Source organism: Xenorhabdus sp. NBAII XenSa04 (genome assembly GCF_963866145.1).
GTDB lineage: Bacteria > Pseudomonadota > Gammaproteobacteria > Enterobacterales > Enterobacteriaceae > Xenorhabdus > Xenorhabdus indica.
On sequence record NZ_CAWMEB010000068.1, the window covers coordinates 30,599 to 46,864 of the forward strand.

Genomic DNA, 16,266 nt, shown 5'->3' on the forward strand with positions numbered 1-16,266 from the left:
TATCCTGATAAGAAGCGATTATTTAAGGATATTTCGTCATAAAAAAACAAAAAATAACCTCATTAATAACATAAGAAAAATTTCACTTTCATTATATAAATCAGGAATTTTTAATTCTCAATAAGATATTAAACCTAAATGTTAAGAGTAGCTTAAATTATTAATCATATTCAATTTCTACTATCGAGGTTATTATTATGTTAAAAAGAAATTCTTCTTTTAATAGCTATATACACAAAATGTCATCTGGAACTTTATCCCGCTCAAACTCTTTCCATACTCAGCCCTCCAAAAATATGTTGAATATCAATGTCAATCATCACAACCCCAGATTAATAAATGGATATATTCCAATAGTCAAAAAAGCAACATTGCAAGAAGCGGAAATGGCAGTCAGGAAATTATATAATTCAATTCAACAGGATGGATGGCTGTCACATATCGAAAATACATATCGAAGAAGAGACAATATAGAAGCAAAATCGAATCCTTCCACCGAAGAATTATGGGATCTTCGATGTTGTATAACAGATAGCCTGTTATGTACAGTGAAAGATAATTTATCATTTCGCATCAGAAAAAAAGATAGTACCTTATATCAAGGCTGCAATTATACCTACTTTGTTTGTTATACAACTCACTTTCCAACAGACTCAGTGTCTTCTCTGATGGTGCCCATTGGAATAATGTTATTTACCTACAATGAAGATGATCACTACCCATATTATCCTGAAGTCAGTTACCTGATTACCCATCCGGGGATCCAAAATTGTGCTTATTTATTGATAGAAAAAGCTGTCAATTTGTCCTACCAAACAGGCCATCATGGAAAATTAAAATTGACGACCGCAACGAAACACCTTTCAAATGCCTACAACAGGCTTGGGTTTATTGATGATGCACCATATTCGATGATATTAGACCCAAGTAACAGCAAATTATGGGTATTTTCTGCCGCAAATGGAGGATATCGCTTTACTGGGTTGTGTCCTTAATTTTTATCGAGAAACTTAACCATGCTAGCAAATAATACTCACCAATTATTCGGAAGATACATTCAAAATACAGAAATAACGATCGCCATTCTTGGCAACTGGAACCGCATGTCATTCTGACACACATAAACAAAACGTAGATATGGCTATGAATGGAATGTCGGGAGACAGTACATGTCTGAGAATTGGCTATTATCTAAACATTCATCACTATCAATAAATTGGATTTATAACCTTCTTCCCATTGGTCACCCTGAGACTGTCTTATTTTTCTTAAAATCATTGGTTTTTTAACTTGATAGTTTTAATATAAATAAGAATAAGATAGATAACACTAAGGATATTTATATGTCAAACATGGTTTATTGCCGTGGCTGTGGAAAAGAAATCCACACCTCCGCAAGCTCTTGCCCTAGCTGTGGTGCAGTTCAAAAAGAAGAAACACAAGGTGAAAAAAGCAGAATAACTGCAGCTCTATTAGCTTTCTTTCTTGGTTTTATCGGGGTGCATAGATTTTATCTAGGAAAAATAGGATCAGGGTTTTTATACCTTATTTTTTGCTGGACGTTTATTCCTTATATCATTTCTTTTATTGAATTTATTATCTATTTATGCATTTCAGATAAAGATTTCGCTAAGAAGTATGGTTAATTAAACTCCTTTTATGTTAAACGGGCGAATTAAACCGCCCGTTCTTACCATTTAAAACACCTCAAATCAGTTTCAAGCTACTATCACTCACCTATCGAGAACAACTCTTGTTTGTGCATTTGACAAGTATCGAAAACCGGACAGTTACCCCTTGATGTAGATGCTTTTATCTGTGCATTGACGAAATTAGCCAGCGCTCCACCGAAAGAGCGGCAGGCATTAAAAATACCTAGGTGATAAGCTAATTGCGGAAAGTGAAAAACAACGCTGAGATCTAAATTATCTTAAAATCAATAACATGAGAATTTATAAAAAACTAGCATGCAGGGACCAACATAAAATGGCGACACATCCTGATTGCCCCTATTACGTAAGTGTAAGATATAAAAAAACAAAACAACCACCAATATTTATTCAATAATGGCGGTCTATTAAATGCTTTACTACAACAAAATCCGCAACATACGGCGCAACGGCTCTGCCGCTCCCCACAGTAACTGATCACCAACCGTAAAGGCAGACAGATATTCCGGCCCCATGTTCAGCTTACGCAGACGCCCTACTGGTGTATTCAAAGTCCCCGTCACCGCCGCCGGTGTTAATTCACGCATGGTCAGTTCGCGATCATTCGGGATCACGCGAACCCAATCATTATGGGATGCCAACAACGTTTCAATTTCGTGAATCGGAATATCTCTTTTCAATTTCAAGGTAAATGCCTGACTATGGCAACGCAGTGCTCCAATACGAACACACAGGCCATCAACCGGAATGATGCCATCACCCGTATTCAAAATCTTGTTGGTTTCCGCCTGACCTTTCCACTCTTCACGGCTCTGCCCATTTTCTAATTGCTTATCAATCCACGGGATTAAACTCCCCGCCAGAGGAACACCGAATTGGTCGGTCGGCAGAATACCGCTGCGAGTGAAATCAGTTACACGCTTTTCAATATCTAAAATCGCAGAAGCCGGTTTTTGCAGTTCATCTGCAACCTGATCATGTAGCATGCCCATCTGCATCAACAATTCGCGCATATGGCGAGCACCACCACCAGAAGCTGCCTGGTAGGTTGAGACTGATGCCCACTCGATCAAATTATTAGCAAACAAACCACCTAATGACATTAGCATCAGACTGACAGTACAATTACCGCCAACAAAAGTTTTAATCCCTTTATTCAGGCTGTTCTGAATATGTTGATGGTTAACAGGATCGAGAATAATGACAGCATCATCATTCATGCGGAGTGCAGAAGCCGCATCGATCCAATATCCCTGCCAGCCCGTTGCTTTCAGTTTGGGGTAAATTTCATTGGTATAATCCCCTCCCTGACAACTAATAATAATATCCAACGCATTCAGTGCTTCAATATCAAAAGCATCCTGCAAAACGCCCGACTTACCAGTAAACTCTGGGGCTGGTTGTCCATGTTGGGAAGTCGTAAAAAAAACGGGTTTGATCTGGTTAAAATCCCCTTCTTCCACCATTCTTTGCATCAATACTGAGCCAACCATACCACGCCAGCCGATAAAACCTACACTTTTCATCATAGTTACCCTGTCTTGAAAAAGTCGTTGTCAGCACCCCTGACACTACTAAAGCTGACAAAATATGAGAAAAGGTGCAAGTAAATTTATGCGCCACAGAACTAACCATTTTGCGGCAATCCGCATGCCATTTTTAAACCATATCGAAATTTATTCAGGTATTCCTTTGCAAATATAATTAGTCTGGAGTAAATAATTTATTAATTGATCATTTAATAAAAAATTATATCAACTAATATCTCCTCCTGAATTTATATCTTAAATACGCTGTAGATTTCCTTGATTTCAATAAAGAATAATAGCCAATCAAAAAATTTTTGTGACAGTAACGACAAACCACATCAACTTTAGCCATATCTCACCCATAATAAAAAATGGGAAGTTTATCACAAGATCTAATTATTGGGAGCATGACCCCTTATTACTCTGAAATCTGATAAAAAATAATTCGCCCGTTATCATAACGGGCTGATTATGATTACAACCATTCCAGAGCGGGATCATCCACTGGCTGCCGTAAGACTTGTTTATCTTTTTGATAATCATGTGACACTTGCCAATTTGGACTGCGTCCCTGACGGGGAAGTGCATCTTCGCCTCGTTTCACATAGCCAGATTGCAAGGCACCAAATAAATGTTTATCAGGTACTACCTCATCCGGCTGAGCATGTGGTGTCACAACCGTAGCCTGACGGCGATCCATTTCATGTAATAAACGACAAATATATTCCGCTGAGAGATCAACTTTTAATGTCCAGGCGTTGCTAATATAACCAAATAGATAAGCAAAATTAGGAATATCCTGTATCAATGTCCCTTTATAGAACATCATGTTATTACCTTGCTGTGGTTGACCATCAATAGCAATCTCAGCTCCCCCCATCAGTTGTAATTGCAACCCTGTCGCTGTCACTATGATATCAGCAGATAATTTTTTACCTGATTGCAATAAAATCCCGTCTTCAGTAATACGTTTAATTTGATCAGTGACGATAGAAGCTTTCCCCTCTTTCAGAACCTTAAATAGATTGCTGTCAGGCACAAAGCACAACCGTTCATCCCATGGCATATACTTGGGTGTCAAGTGTTTCATGTCAAAATCAGGGCCAACTTTTCTGCGGGCTAATCCCAACAATAACGATTTCAAAAAGTGAGGAAAATACCGGCTGATTTTATATAACAAGCTAAAAAATAAGATATTGCGTTTTCGGCTTAATGTATAAATCCAACGTTGTGGAATAATGCCATTCAGAAACTCAGCTATCTTATCCCTGCCCGGTATTGAAAAAATATAACTTGGGGAACGTTGTAGCATAGTAATATGCTCAGTCTCATATGCCATTGCCGGAAGTAAAGTGACTGCGGTTGCGCCACTTCCAATCACAACAACCCGCTTTCGTTTGTAATCTAATGTCTCAGGCCAGTGTTGTGGATGAACTATTGTGCCTTTAAAATCTTCAAGGCCGGGGAGCTTAGGTACATAAGGTTCATCCTGATTGTAGTAACCCGTCGCGCCGATAAGAAAATGACAAGTAAATTGCCGAGTTTCTCCACTGGTTTCATCTATTGCGGTAACAGTCCATTGGCGAGTTTCATTTGACCAGTTAATTTTGGTGATCTTTAATCCAAACTGAATTTTCTTATCAATTTCATACTCTTCTACTGCTGAATTCAGATAGCGCCTAATTGAAGGCCCATCAGCAAAAATACTGGTATCTGTCCAGGGACGAAATTTATAGCCATAGCTCATCATATCTGAATCTGTGCGAATCCCCGGATAGCGAAATAAATCCCAAGTTCCACCTATTGCGTGACGACGCTCTAAGATCCCCACTTTTTTGTCAGGACATTCTCTTGCCAAATGGCATGCCATACCAATGCCAGAAACGCCCGCTCCCATAATCAAAACATCATAATGGTTATCCATATTATTGCCTCCCCTATAAATGTACTCTTTTGATTAAATCAATCTCCCGTTACTGACGGTATGTTATTTTTTATTCAATAGAACAACCATTTGTATTTATGAGGCAGGAGTATCATGATTAGATACATAGCTGATTGTTAAAAAATTTCTTTTAATTAATTAGTATTGAAAAATCATGGATAAAAAATTAATTATCACTTAAAGTGCGTATAATTATTAAAACCGCTAATATGGAAAGTACACTTTGAATAATTACAAATTACTACCCGCTCTAATATCAATACTGAGAACACTTAATTTGACGGAATCAGCAAAACAATTAAATGTGACACAGTCTGCGATGAGTAAAACATTAAATCAGCTCCGTGAAGATTTTCATGACAAGATTATGATAAGAGAGGCAAATAAATTTATCCTTACCAAGAAAGGAGAGAAATTAAAAGCACAGCTTCCAATATTGATGCAGCAACTGGATAATCTATATGCACCAGAATCAATAGAACCAAGTCAATGTAAAAGGAAATTTACCTTAGCCTCCAGCGACTATGTCGCCCAAGCCATCTTACCTTCTATCTTTTTTCATATTGAAAGGGAAGCGCCTAAAGTCAGTATCGAATATAAATTGTGGTATAAAAACAACCTGAATAAACTTGCCGGGCAAGAGCTTGACTTAGTGGCCACTATTGCTGACTCCATACCTGATAATTTATATGGCAAGTTAATGGCCGAAGACCAACTTGTCGTTGTATTCAGACATAATCACCCTAAATCTGATAGTGAGCTAACCATTAACGACTATATTAACAGTCGGCATATTCTTATTAGTGGTGGCGGAGATAAAGATAGCTTCGTTGACCATACATTAGCAATGATGGATCTCCACCGTAATATTTTGGTTACAGTTCCTTTTTTCCAATCAGCCATTGAGTTACTGTTAAAAACAGATGCCATGCTCACTATACCATTGCATATCGCTGCTGATTTTGCCCAAAATTATGATTTGAAAATAAGATACTTACCCATTGATATCCAGCCGCAGCAATACTACTTACTGTGGCATGCCAAGTATCATCAAGATCCAGAGCATAAATGGTTCCGAGAAATTTGTTTTCCTTTAATCAAAGCGCACCTTGAAAGGACAATCAGACATGGTATGAAATTAATTCATACCCGTAAGTAGATTTTCCATCTTTTATACATCATTTACTTTCATTAATATAATCAAACCAATTTATCAATAGTAAAATAGCGGTAATTATTATGCCATCTATAGAAACATTAATTACATTTATCAGTATTTCAATTTTTTTATGCTTTTTACCCGGCCCTGATAATCTTTTTATATTGAGTCAATCGGCAATAAATGGACGAAAAGTTGGAATATTAATAACCATTGGTCTATGTATTGGTTTGGCAATACATATTTCTTTAGTATCATTAGGCATTGCAACAATATTACGAGAAAATGCAGTAGCATTTGGAGTTATTCGGATTTTTGGCATAATTTATCTAACTTATCTGGCTTGGGGTGCCTTCAAAGCTAAACCTTTTTCTATTCAAGGAAATACTGATAATTTTCATGATACAAAAAAACTCATCAGCAAAGGGATACTGATGAATTTATCAAATCCCAAGATTATCATTTTCTTTTTGGCTTTTCTGCCTCAGTTTACCAATAAAAGTACAAATATCATCCCAATTTCACTCCAGTCATTATATCTTGGCGTGATATTTTCTATCATCACTTTTATTGTGTTTTCCATTATTTCATATTTATCAGGATATTTAAGTGAAGTAATATCTCATAAACCAGAAATACAAAACATTTTAAATAAAATCACTGCATTAATATTTTTAGCATTGGCAATTAATTTATTATGTTCAGCTTAAAAAAGCAGGCTTTAAATTTACAAATCAAGTACCAATCGTTTTCCTTTCGCTCTGGAACAACAAATCAGCATTGATGTTTGGCTCTCTTTTTCCTCATCAGTAAAATATTGGTCACGGTGGTCTGCTTCGCCTTCTAAGATTATGGTTTCACAAGTACCGCATACTCCTTCGCGACACAAACTTTCAACCGACGCTACGTTATTTCTTTCGATAACTTGTAGTATTGTCGATTCACTATCAACCTCCAACTCAACGCCCGATCTGGCAAGCACAAGGGTAAACTCATCTCCAGTTTTATCTTCAACAGTAAACGGCTCAAAATGTAACTGATGTTCAGGAAACCCGGCTTTTTGTGCAGCTCGCTTTACTCCTTCGTTCAATGAATTTGAACCACATGTATAAACATGGCTTCCTTCTGGTAACTGAGCAATAAAAGTATCGAGTTCAAGACGAGAACCTTCGGATGAAACGTGGCAAACAACTTTATCCTTAAATTCCGAAGCCATTATTTCTTGCCGAAACACATTTTTATTCATATCTCGGCAGCAATAATGCAGTTCATATTCTGCATTTTGCTGTTCCAGTTCATGTAAATGGGACATAAAAGGCGTGATCCCAATTCCACCCGCTATTAATATATGTTTTTTAGCTTCGGATACTAATGGGAATAAATTATTTGGTTCAGAAACAACAAGTTTATCGCCAATAACCACTTTTTCGTGCATAAATGCCGATCCACCACGAGAATGTTCTTCTCGCTTAATGGCAATTTGATTAAATCTTTTTGCTCTTGAGTGAGGTCTTCATTAGTAAAGTAAATATCGTAATGTTGCAGCGTTGTTTCTGCATCGACCGGGAATTCATATAGATAACCGTCATCATGCCTCTGATGGGCGTAACGTTATACATCGTACAAGGCCATAGCCAAAAACCGTGGAATGAAGCAACACCGGGGGTATATGAGATCCACCATAACCAATAAAAGACCGTCCAACTACGGGTAAATTGCCCATCTCCCATAGGGTCGGTAAATAAGCTCATCTGCAAGAAATTTTGCGTCGTCAAACCAACCGCATGAATAATATTATTAATGGTAAATTCTGTAGGCCCTGCAATTAAAACAAGAAAAGCAAAACCCAATGCTCCTCAACCTACCATCTGGCTTAAACGCCGCATACCATTATCAATGCCAATATAAGAACTTAAGCTAAAAATTAGTGCTGCTAATAATGTTATTCCAGCCTGAACCATAAAATTATTCGGTATGCCGATTAATACAGAAATTCCGCCACTTAATGTGGATGCAGTTACCACCAGAGAAATAGTTAATGCTCCCACAGTTGCAATTAAAAATGTCATATCAATAAGACGCCCCAAAACCCCCTGGATCACTATTTCATGTTCTGTACCTTCATAAAGACGACCGCCGATAGTGGAATATTCCCCTTCGGTATTTTCCCTGACGACATAAAAATCGATATCTTCCGGTTTCTTGTTCGCTAACGGGCAAGGCACTCCCGGTAAGAGACGTACAGGCCGCAAATTGACATATTGCTGAAAATCACGACGAAATTTAAGTAATGACCCCCAAAGAGAAATATGATCAGGCACCGTTTCAGGCCAGCCAACAGCGCCAAAATAAATGGCATCAAATTGTATTAATTGATTAAACCAATCATCGGGCATCATTTTGCCGTGTTTAAGATAATAATCGCAACTGGCCCATTCAAAATGTTAAAACGATAAACGGAGATCCCATTTTTCAGCTACAGCCTGCAATACCCGAATTCCTTCAGGAAGCACTTCATGACCAATTCCATCTCCCGGAATCGCAGCAATTTTAAACGTTTTTTTCATCGAACATCTCTCATTTATCAGGATACAGAATTGACTTCTTAAATATCTTATAATTGATTGATTTGTATTCAATATAAAAAATGTAGAAACATAATTTACAATTTATGAATAATCTCCCTTTTTTACAGGATCTGCGCGTCTTTCTTTTAGTGGCTAAGAGAGCAAGTTTTGTCGCCGTTGCTCAAGAAATCGGAGCCTCTCCTGCTTTTATCAGCAAACGTATCGCCATATTAGGGAATGTATTGAATGTTAGCCTGTTACACAGAACAACACGCCGGGTATCAATTACAGAAGATGGTGAGCGGATATATGAATGGGCACAACATATCCTGAATGATGTTAATCAGATGCTTGATGAACTTTCTGAACTTCGACAAGAACCTCAAGGAAAAATCAGAATTACCAGTAGCTTCGGTTTTGGCAGAAAATTTGTGCCCCGGCTTTATCAGCATTGATCCAGACTTATCCACAGCTAGATCTTCGCTTTGATGTGGAAGATCGTCTTGTCGATCTGGCTACTGAGGGGATTGATCTGGATATTCGTATTGGCGACGATATTGACGATAATCTTATTGCCCGCAAATTGGCTTCTAATCGTCGGATCCTGTGTGCATCCCCGGCCAACCTCGACCGCAACCCGATGCCAAAATCAATTAATGAACTCCCTTCTCACGCTTGTCTGGTGATCAAAGAACGAGATCACCCTTTCGGGATCTGGAAATTGCAAAACAGTACCAGTACTCAATCGGTGAAAGTCACCGGGCCAATGTCATCCAATCATGGTGAAATTATCCACCAATGGTGTCTGGAGGGTCATGGTATTACTTTACGCTCGTATTGGGATGTCAGAGAAAATATTAAATCAGGCGCCTTAGTTCATATTCTGCCTGAATATTACCAGCCAGCGAATATATGGGCAGTTTATGTTACACGTCTTGCTATGTCTGCCCGTATCAGAGTAACGGTTGAATTTTTAGAATACTATTTTAAGGTGCATTATTTGGAGCAGAAAGACGATTTCCAAACCAGAAGCTCATAGATAAGTGATCTGACTGATCTTTCTATTTTTCTTTCTATCTTTGTCTGCTTACCTTCATTCGATTGCTCATTTTTGACAAATATCATAGGCCAACTCTGATACCTCCTCTATTTTAGCCCTTCAAATGAAAATAATAATCATTAACTTTATCAAGGTTAAGGAAAATGCGTAATCTGACAAAACAATGCCAACTTACACACTGTTTCACATTGGCAATCGGGATAACTCCCTTTGCCACAGCGGCCTCTCAATCGCCTGCCACACCCCGCGATACCATAGTTGTGACTGCCACACAAAAAAGCCAATTCTCCCCGAATTATCAGCGGGAAAAAGAAAAATTGAAAACGGTTGCCGGAGGAACGAATCTGACGGTTATTGAAAAAGATACCCGCCTCACGACACTGCATGACACACTGGATTATCAACCAGGGATTTTGGTACAGAATTTCTTCGGAGGCATCGATCAGCCGCGTCTGAATATCCGTGGTTCAGGAGTCCAGAGCGCCCCGCTTGCCCGTGGGGTTTTGCTGATGCAAGATGGTTTACCAATGACGGATGCTGACGGTAGTTTCCATATCAGTATGCTGGAAATGCGTGATGCAATGATGGTAAGCGTACGCCGCGGGGCAAATAGCCTGAACCCGCAAAGTAACAGCCTGGGTGGGGAACTGGATGTTATTTCCTATACCGGACGAAACGAACAGGGACGCCTGCGCTATGAGTATGGCTCTCACGGTCGTGAAGGACTTCAGGCCGCCTTTGGCGGCGTAAGTGATGATAATCATTTTGATGGACGTATTAATTTTACCTATGATCATTTTGACGGTTATCGCAAGCATTCAAGTTCACAACGGAAAACTGTGCGCAGTAATTTCGGTTATGTGACAGATAACTTTGAAAACCGAACTTGGCTGAACTGGACAGATCTCCGTTTTGATGTGGCTGGCCCAGTTTCTGAGGCAGTTCTAAATGACAACCCTACCGATGTCTATCCCATGGTATGGCTACGGGATCCTCACCGTAATGTTGAACAATTCCGTGTGGCAAACCGCTCTGACTGGCAGCTCGGTGATCAACTGTTAAGTGCGGGTCTCTGGCATACCCGCACCCACGACAGTTTCACCACACCAGCCTATTACCGCTTCAGCCAGAGCCACAGTGAAGGCATACAATTGACCTATAACATTGAAACAGACTCTGTGACTTACCGGACAGCATTCGCATGGGATCATATGGGGCTGAAAACCAATCTGATGCAGAACCGTAAAGGAACCCCTGCCGATAAGACCCTGATTGGCCGCTATGACGGGCGGGCGGAGAATCTCTATGGCTCCGTTGGCGTTGGACTGCATCTGATGCCGGACCTTACCCTGAATCTCGATCTGAAAGGAACACACGCTAAACGTGACGTGGATAAACGTGACAAAGATGTTTCCCTGAATCAGCACTGGACGTTCTGGACACCAAAAGCCGGTATTATTTGGCATCCCACAGATAATCAGCGTTATTTCGCCAATATCAGTACCAGTCAGGAACCGACAACATTCTGGGAAATCATTAATTCAAGCAACGGAAAACTGACAAAACTAGCACCGCAGAAAGGTGTTACTTTTGAAATCGGCGGCGAAGGTCAATTATCAGAAAGCCTGAAATGGGATTTGGCACTTTATCGTAGCCTTATTAAAGATGAATATATCACTACCTATGATTCGGAAGGGAATGCGGTGGGAGTCTTTAATTATGCCGCCAAAACCCGCCATCAAGGTTTTGAGGCGGGCTTAAAAGGCCGGATCCCTGTCGGTTCCGGTGATGTGGAATATCGGATCTCCTGGACATATAACGATTTTCGCTTTGTGGGTGGTGAGTATAACGGCAATTATATTGCTGGTATTCCGCGCAATATTATCGCTACGGAAGTCCTTTATAACATCGGTAACTGGCGCTTTGGCCCTAACCTCCACTGGATGCCAACGGATACGGCAGTAGATCACGAAAATCACTTTGACATCCAAAAGCATAACCATTATGCCGTCTTAGGATTTAAAGGCAATTATCAGCCCGCTGATAACTGGTCACTCTATTTATCTTTCGATAATCTGACCCGCGAGCGCTATGCTACAACTTCAGTGGCTAACCGCACCGTGACCAAAAAAGACAGTACCCTGTTCCCTGGTATGGGTTTTAGTGTTAATGGCGGGATCACCTATAATTTCTGAGATCTCAAATAACCATCCCTGCTAAATTATTGCCGGGATGGTTTTCAGCTCAGGATTATTCAGACTTAAAAAGGGCGTTGAGCTGAAATCGCCAGTTGAGCAAGATAATCCCCGTTTTTTATCTGAATCCTGCCTTTTTTAATATTGATACCCTCTTTCTGTCGCCAGCTGGAAAGAATCCGGCTCAGAGTTTCATAACGGATCCCCAGTTTGGCGGCCAGTTGCCCACGGGATAATGGCAAAAGCACATTTTCAGTCTGCTGTTGTTTTGTTAGCTCCAACAGATACGCCGCCAGACGCTGCTCAGCAGAACTGGATGTCAGCCAGTCGATATGATTGATGTTCTCATAAAGCTTCAAACTAAAGCGTACGAGCAGTTTTTCCATGATCACTGGATAACGCTGACATAACAATAAAATGTCTTTTTTCTCCAGCAGCAACGCTTCACCTTTTTCCCTTGCCCTTAATGTCATGGGGTAACGGTTATGAGGCATAAAGGCAGCAGCAATCGCCACAATTTCACCGGCCTGAAAAATACCGAAAACCTTCTCATTGCCCAGATATGAGTTACGGAAAACTTCAATTTGTCCACCAATAACCAGCGGACAATATTTAAAAAGCTCGCCTTCATGATGGAGGATCCTTCCCGTTTCAAACTGAATATAACCACAATTTTCCAGTAACAACACCAGCCCCTCGTTCGGAATGACACGAAATAGCGGACACGATTTCAGGATAGTTATCAATTTATCCTGGGGAAATGTGTTTTTGACAAATGTCATAGGTCATCCTCATTCGTGCACCATAAAATACGTTTAAATATAAATCATAATAAGACTCATTATCAATTATGTTATTATTTAGAGAATAAAATAACCATATGATAAATAATACTTTTAAGGTCATTGCCACATTCTATATCACCAGTATGGCTGCTGGTGTGGCAACGGCTGGTATAACAACGGATAGCGCTATTGAATTCCGTGATATGTCCCAACAAGTTATTCACCTGTCTATACCTGCTGAACGTATCGTTGTGATCCCCATTCCTGCGGCATCCATGCTGGCAGGGCTTGATGAAAGCAGTGACAAACTGGTGGGAATGCATCCCTTTGCTGGTGTTGCCGCCCGGGATGGGATGCTGAGTAAAATCTTTCCTGATGTGCTCAATATCCGTACGGATATGGTGGGTAATAATTTTACCCCCAATATTGAAGCATTGCTAAATGTACAGCCGGATCTTGTCTGGCAATGGGGGCATCGAGGAGATGACATTATTTCACCGATGCGTAATGCCGGCCTGACAGTTGCTACGCTCAATTATGGTGGAGAATCCTGTACACAGGAGTGGATCCGCCTGATGGGACTCACTCTCGGCCATGACAAAAAAGCTGAGGAGATGATCTCCTGGCGGCAGGAGGTTATTAGCCAGTTAAGCATAATCACCGATAAGATCCCTGAGGCAAAGCGCCCCCGTGTTCTGTACCTTTCCCACTTCCATCAACGCATTCAGACCTTCGGGTCAGCCTCACACAATAATGCGGACTTTGCCCTTGCCGGTGGTGTTAGCCTGAACCGTGATTTAATCGGCCCGCGAACCCTGAATATCGAACAAATTCTGCTATGGGATCCGGATATTATTCTGCTCGGTAATTTTGAAGCTGGTCTCTCTCCCGCTGATATCTACCACAACCCGATACTCAGTGATGTGACTGCTGTGAAAAATAAACGGGTTTATAAACTTCCTATCGGCGGTTTCATCTGGGATGCGCCTAATCAGGAAACCCCGCTGTACTGGCAATGGCTCTCCATGATTTTCCACCCTGATACTATCCATTGGCCGTTACGTGATGAAATCCATAAACGTTACCAACAGCTTTATGGTTACAGGCTCACAGAATCACAAATCGACGACATTCTGCAACTCAAACTGAACCAGCAAGGAAGAGATTACCTGAAACTCATGGAGCAACCTCATGAATAACCGTGGATTACTATGGTGTGTATTATTCACGCTGCTTCTGCTGACCCTGTTAGCGGCACTCAGTTTAGGCCGCTACTCCGTGCCTTTTCTGACAGTGATCCAAATCCTTACAGATAGCTTGTCAGGTATTCAGGGCAGCGGGGATTACTCCCGTACAGCGGAAAATGTTGTGTTATATGTGCGTCTGCCACGCGTGCTGATAGCCGCATTAGCCGGAGCCGGACTGGCAGTTTCCGGTGCCGCTCTACAGGGCATTTTCCGTAACCCTCTTGTCGGCCCCCAGATCATCGGTGTTTCTTCCGGTGCTGCACTGGGAGGTGCACTGGCGATTCTGCTCTTTTCCTCCATGCTGATAACCATCAGCTTCGCTTTTATCGGCGGATTTATCGCCATTATGCTGGTATTTATGTTGGGATCGAACCGCTATGGCAGCCGGTTACTGATGCTGATTCTTGCCGGAGTGATCATTAATGCTTTCTTTAGCGCACTGATCTCGCTGATTACCTGTTTCGCAGATCCGAACAACACCCTTCAGTCGATTATTTTCTGGCTTATGGGCAGTTTTGCCAGTGCAACCTATTTCAAACTGTGGATATTACTGCCGGTTATATTGATTGCTGTCAGTCTGATTTTTGCACTACGCTTTCGTATCAATGTGTTATCACTGGGAGAAGAAAATGCTCAGGCTCTCGGAATGTCTGTCACTCCTACACGCTGGCTCATACTCTTGTGTGTCACCCTGATCACCAGTGCAACTGTTGCAATCTCCGGTACAATCGGATGGGTCGGTTTAATTATTCCTCATATGGCACGGATCCTGGTTGGTCACGATCACCGAATCCTCCTGCCCACTTCCGCCATTATCGGTGGGATCTACATGATCGGTGTCGATACCCTCGCCCGCTGTATAACCCATGCTGAAATCCCGCTCAGTGTTATTACTGCCCTTATCGGTGCACCCGCTTTTGCCCTGTTGATCCACTCCATGAATAAAAAGGTTACAGCGCTATGATCCACGTTAATAACCTCAATTACACTATCGGAAAAAGGCAATTTTTTACCTCGCTAAATTTCCATCTGCTCAGGGGAAGTATCGGTGCCGTTCTGGGACCCAACGGACGAGGTAAAACAACATTGTTACGGATCTTACTTGGCTTGCAGAAAGGCGCGACAGGCCATATAGCACTCAATGCACCTGTCGCGTATGTACCCCAACTGAATGCATCTCCATTTACTTACTCGGTTAAGACCATGATTAGTCTCGGACGGATCCGCCATCTGCCCTGGTATGCTTCTCCATCAGCAGATGACTACCGGATCATTGATCAATGCATTGATTATCTCGGATTAATCAAACTGGCAGATCATCCTTTCGATCAACTCAGCGGTGGGGAAAAGCAGATGGTGATGATCGCCCGTGCACTCGCTGGCGAACCAGAAATTCTGATACTGGATGAACCAACTTCCGCCCTCGATCTTGCCAATCAGGACAATGTGCTAACGGTTCTACGGGAATTAGCCGCTAACCGCTCAATGACTATTCTTTTTACCAGCCATTGTCCCCAGCATGCGCTGCATATTGCGGACCACGCGCTATTGCTATTTACCGATGGCAATTACCAGTTCGGACAAACTGAAACCGTTCTGACAGAGCCTCATTTGCAGATGCTTTATCAGATCCCAATCGCAGTCACGCCCATCAACCATCAAAACCGACAGACACAGGGCGTGATCCCACTGTTTCGATAACCACTGTTTCTATAACAAAGACATCTTTGTTAATAAGGAATTATTACCATGAAAGACAACACAATCATTTCATCTGAAGCCCTGACCATCAGTGCCCTGATTAATTACTCTGAACAGAGGATCTCCAGACGGGTACTGGCCAAAAATGGTGCTGGCAATATCACCCTCTTTGCCTTTGATGAAGGGCAGTCACTCTCTGAACATAGCGCCCCCTTTGACGCCATCGTTATAGTGATCGAAGGATGCCTTATTCTAACCATCAACGGTAAACCCGTTACCGCAACACAGGGAGAGATTGTCCGCATGCCCGCCAATATCCCACATGCTGTGGATGCACCTGAACCAGCCAAAATGCTGTTGGTGATATTAAAGGAACCCGCGGGTAAACCATCGGCAAAATAAGGGGCA

The 16,266-nt window shown here is 41.3% G+C and carries 12 protein-coding genes and 4 pseudogenes; 10 read left to right on the forward strand and 6 right to left on the reverse strand.

Features of this window, described 5'->3' with window-relative positions:
- The first annotated feature begins 197 nt into the window (after nt 1-197).
- Nucleotides 198-995 carry a hypothetical protein gene (locus tag AAC147_RS03420; RefSeq protein ID WP_047679002.1) on the forward strand — a complete coding sequence of 266 codons (798 nt, stop codon included), beginning with the start codon at nt 198-200 and terminating at the stop codon, nt 993-995.
- 348 nt (nt 996-1,343) lie between these two features.
- Nucleotides 1,344-1,646 carry a TM2 domain-containing protein gene (locus AAC147_RS03425; protein WP_047679004.1) on the forward strand — a complete coding sequence of 101 codons (303 nt, stop codon included), beginning with the start codon at nt 1,344-1,346 and terminating at the stop codon, nt 1,644-1,646.
- Nucleotides 1,647-2,089: 443 nt separating this feature from the next.
- On the opposite strand, the gene asd is transcribed toward AAC147_RS03425, so the two are convergent.
- Both asd and AAC147_RS03435 read right to left on the reverse strand, forming a co-directional pair.
- Nucleotides 2,090-3,196 (reverse strand): aspartate-semialdehyde dehydrogenase, encoded by a 1,107-nt coding sequence (gene asd, locus AAC147_RS03430; protein ID WP_047679006.1) that lies wholly within the window; start codon nt 3,194-3,196, stop codon nt 2,090-2,092.
- A gap of 478 nt (nt 3,197-3,674) precedes the next feature.
- A complete protein-coding gene (locus AAC147_RS03435) occupies nt 3,675-5,123 on the reverse strand; it encodes a flavin-containing monooxygenase (protein WP_047679008.1) in 1,449 nt (482 codons plus the stop codon).
- A gap of 244 nt (nt 5,124-5,367) precedes the next feature.
- Here AAC147_RS03435 and AAC147_RS03440 point away from each other — a divergent pair, with 244 nt between their 5' ends.
- Nucleotides 5,368-6,303: a LysR family transcriptional regulator gene (locus tag AAC147_RS03440; RefSeq protein ID WP_047679010.1), complete on the forward strand. Its 936-nt coding sequence runs from the start codon at nt 5,368-5,370 to the stop codon at nt 6,301-6,303.
- Nucleotides 6,304-6,383: 80 nt separating this feature from the next.
- On the forward strand, nt 6,384-7,013 hold the full coding sequence (locus AAC147_RS03445) for a LysE family translocator (RefSeq protein WP_047679012.1): 630 nt from the start codon (nt 6,384-6,386) through the stop codon (nt 7,011-7,013).
- 17 nt (nt 7,014-7,030) lie between these two features.
- On the opposite strand, the pseudogene AAC147_RS03450 reads toward AAC147_RS03445, so the two are convergent.
- From AAC147_RS03450 to AAC147_RS03460, 3 pseudogenes are all read right to left on the reverse strand, one after another.
- Nucleotides 7,031-7,786 (reverse strand): annotated as a pseudogene (locus AAC147_RS03450) (PDR/VanB family oxidoreductase); the annotation flags it as partial.
- Nucleotides 7,783-8,375: pseudogene (locus AAC147_RS03455) on the reverse strand (BCCT family transporter); the annotation flags it as partial. The pseudogenes AAC147_RS03455 and AAC147_RS03450, both read right to left, overlap by 4 nt.
- A gap of 21 nt (nt 8,376-8,396) precedes the next feature.
- Nucleotides 8,397-8,870: pseudogene (locus AAC147_RS03460) on the reverse strand (isocitrate/isopropylmalate family dehydrogenase); the annotation flags it as partial.
- A 104-nt stretch (nt 8,871-8,974) separates the two neighbouring features.
- On the opposite strand from AAC147_RS03460, the pseudogene AAC147_RS03465 reads away from it, so the two are divergent.
- A pseudogene (locus tag AAC147_RS03465) lies at nt 8,975-9,909 on the forward strand (LysR substrate-binding domain-containing protein).
- Nucleotides 9,910-10,073: 164 nt separating this feature from the next.
- Nucleotides 10,074-12,125, forward strand: a complete 2,052-nt coding sequence (locus AAC147_RS03470) for a TonB-dependent receptor family protein (RefSeq protein WP_047679016.1) — start codon at nt 10,074-10,076, stop codon at nt 12,123-12,125.
- A 65-nt stretch (nt 12,126-12,190) separates the two neighbouring features.
- Here the strand turns inward: AAC147_RS03470 and AAC147_RS03475 are convergent, their stop codons facing one another.
- Entirely contained in the window at nt 12,191-12,907 is a 717-nt protein-coding gene (locus AAC147_RS03475; RefSeq protein WP_047679018.1) for a Crp/Fnr family transcriptional regulator, read from the reverse strand.
- A 98-nt stretch (nt 12,908-13,005) separates the two neighbouring features.
- Between AAC147_RS03475 and AAC147_RS03480 the strand changes: the two genes are divergently transcribed.
- The 4 genes from AAC147_RS03480 to AAC147_RS03495 are packed head-to-tail and all read left to right on the forward strand — an operon-like array spanning nt 13,006 to nt 16,260.
- Nucleotides 13,006-14,109: an ABC transporter substrate-binding protein gene (locus tag AAC147_RS03480; protein WP_047679020.1), complete on the forward strand. Its 1,104-nt coding sequence runs from the start codon at nt 13,006-13,008 to the stop codon at nt 14,107-14,109.
- Nucleotides 14,102-15,121, forward strand: a complete 1,020-nt coding sequence (locus AAC147_RS03485; RefSeq protein WP_047679022.1) for a FecCD family ABC transporter permease — start codon at nt 14,102-14,104, stop codon at nt 15,119-15,121. The genes AAC147_RS03480 and AAC147_RS03485 overlap by 8 nt, the downstream gene beginning before the upstream one ends.
- Complete coding sequence (locus AAC147_RS03490) at nt 15,118-15,858, forward strand: ABC transporter ATP-binding protein (RefSeq protein WP_047679024.1); 741 nt, start codon at nt 15,118-15,120, stop codon at nt 15,856-15,858. The genes AAC147_RS03485 and AAC147_RS03490 overlap by 4 nt, the downstream gene beginning before the upstream one ends.
- A gap of 48 nt (nt 15,859-15,906) precedes the next feature.
- Nucleotides 15,907-16,260, forward strand: coding sequence for a cupin domain-containing protein (locus AAC147_RS03495; RefSeq protein WP_047679026.1), 354 nt, complete (start codon nt 15,907-15,909; stop codon nt 16,258-16,260).
- Nucleotides 16,261-16,266: the final 6 nt, after the last annotated feature.

Coding starts and splice junctions, on each gene's coding strand:
- AAC147_RS03495 (WP_047679026.1), top strand. CDS start 15,907: ATGAAAGACAACACAATCATTTCATCTGAAGCCCTGACCATCAGTGCC.
- AAC147_RS03425 (WP_047679004.1), top strand. CDS start 1,344: ATGTCAAACATGGTTTATTGCCGTGGCTGTGGAAAAGAAATCCACACC.
- asd (WP_047679006.1), bottom strand. CDS start 3,196: ATGAAAAGTGTAGGTTTTATCGGCTGGCGTGGTATGGTTGGCTCAGTA.
- AAC147_RS03420 (WP_047679002.1), top strand. CDS start 198: ATGTTAAAAAGAAATTCTTCTTTTAATAGCTATATACACAAAATGTCA.
- AAC147_RS03475 (WP_047679018.1), bottom strand. CDS start 12,907: ATGACATTTGTCAAAAACACATTTCCCCAGGATAAATTGATAACTATC.
- AAC147_RS03480 (WP_047679020.1), top strand. CDS start 13,006: ATGATAAATAATACTTTTAAGGTCATTGCCACATTCTATATCACCAGT.
- AAC147_RS03470 (WP_047679016.1), top strand. CDS start 10,074: ATGCGTAATCTGACAAAACAATGCCAACTTACACACTGTTTCACATTG.
- AAC147_RS03490 (WP_047679024.1), top strand. CDS start 15,118: ATGATCCACGTTAATAACCTCAATTACACTATCGGAAAAAGGCAATTT.
- AAC147_RS03485 (WP_047679022.1), top strand. CDS start 14,102: ATGAATAACCGTGGATTACTATGGTGTGTATTATTCACGCTGCTTCTG.
- AAC147_RS03435 (WP_047679008.1), bottom strand. CDS start 5,123: ATGGATAACCATTATGATGTTTTGATTATGGGAGCGGGCGTTTCTGGC.
- AAC147_RS03445 (WP_047679012.1), top strand. CDS start 6,384: ATGCCATCTATAGAAACATTAATTACATTTATCAGTATTTCAATTTTT.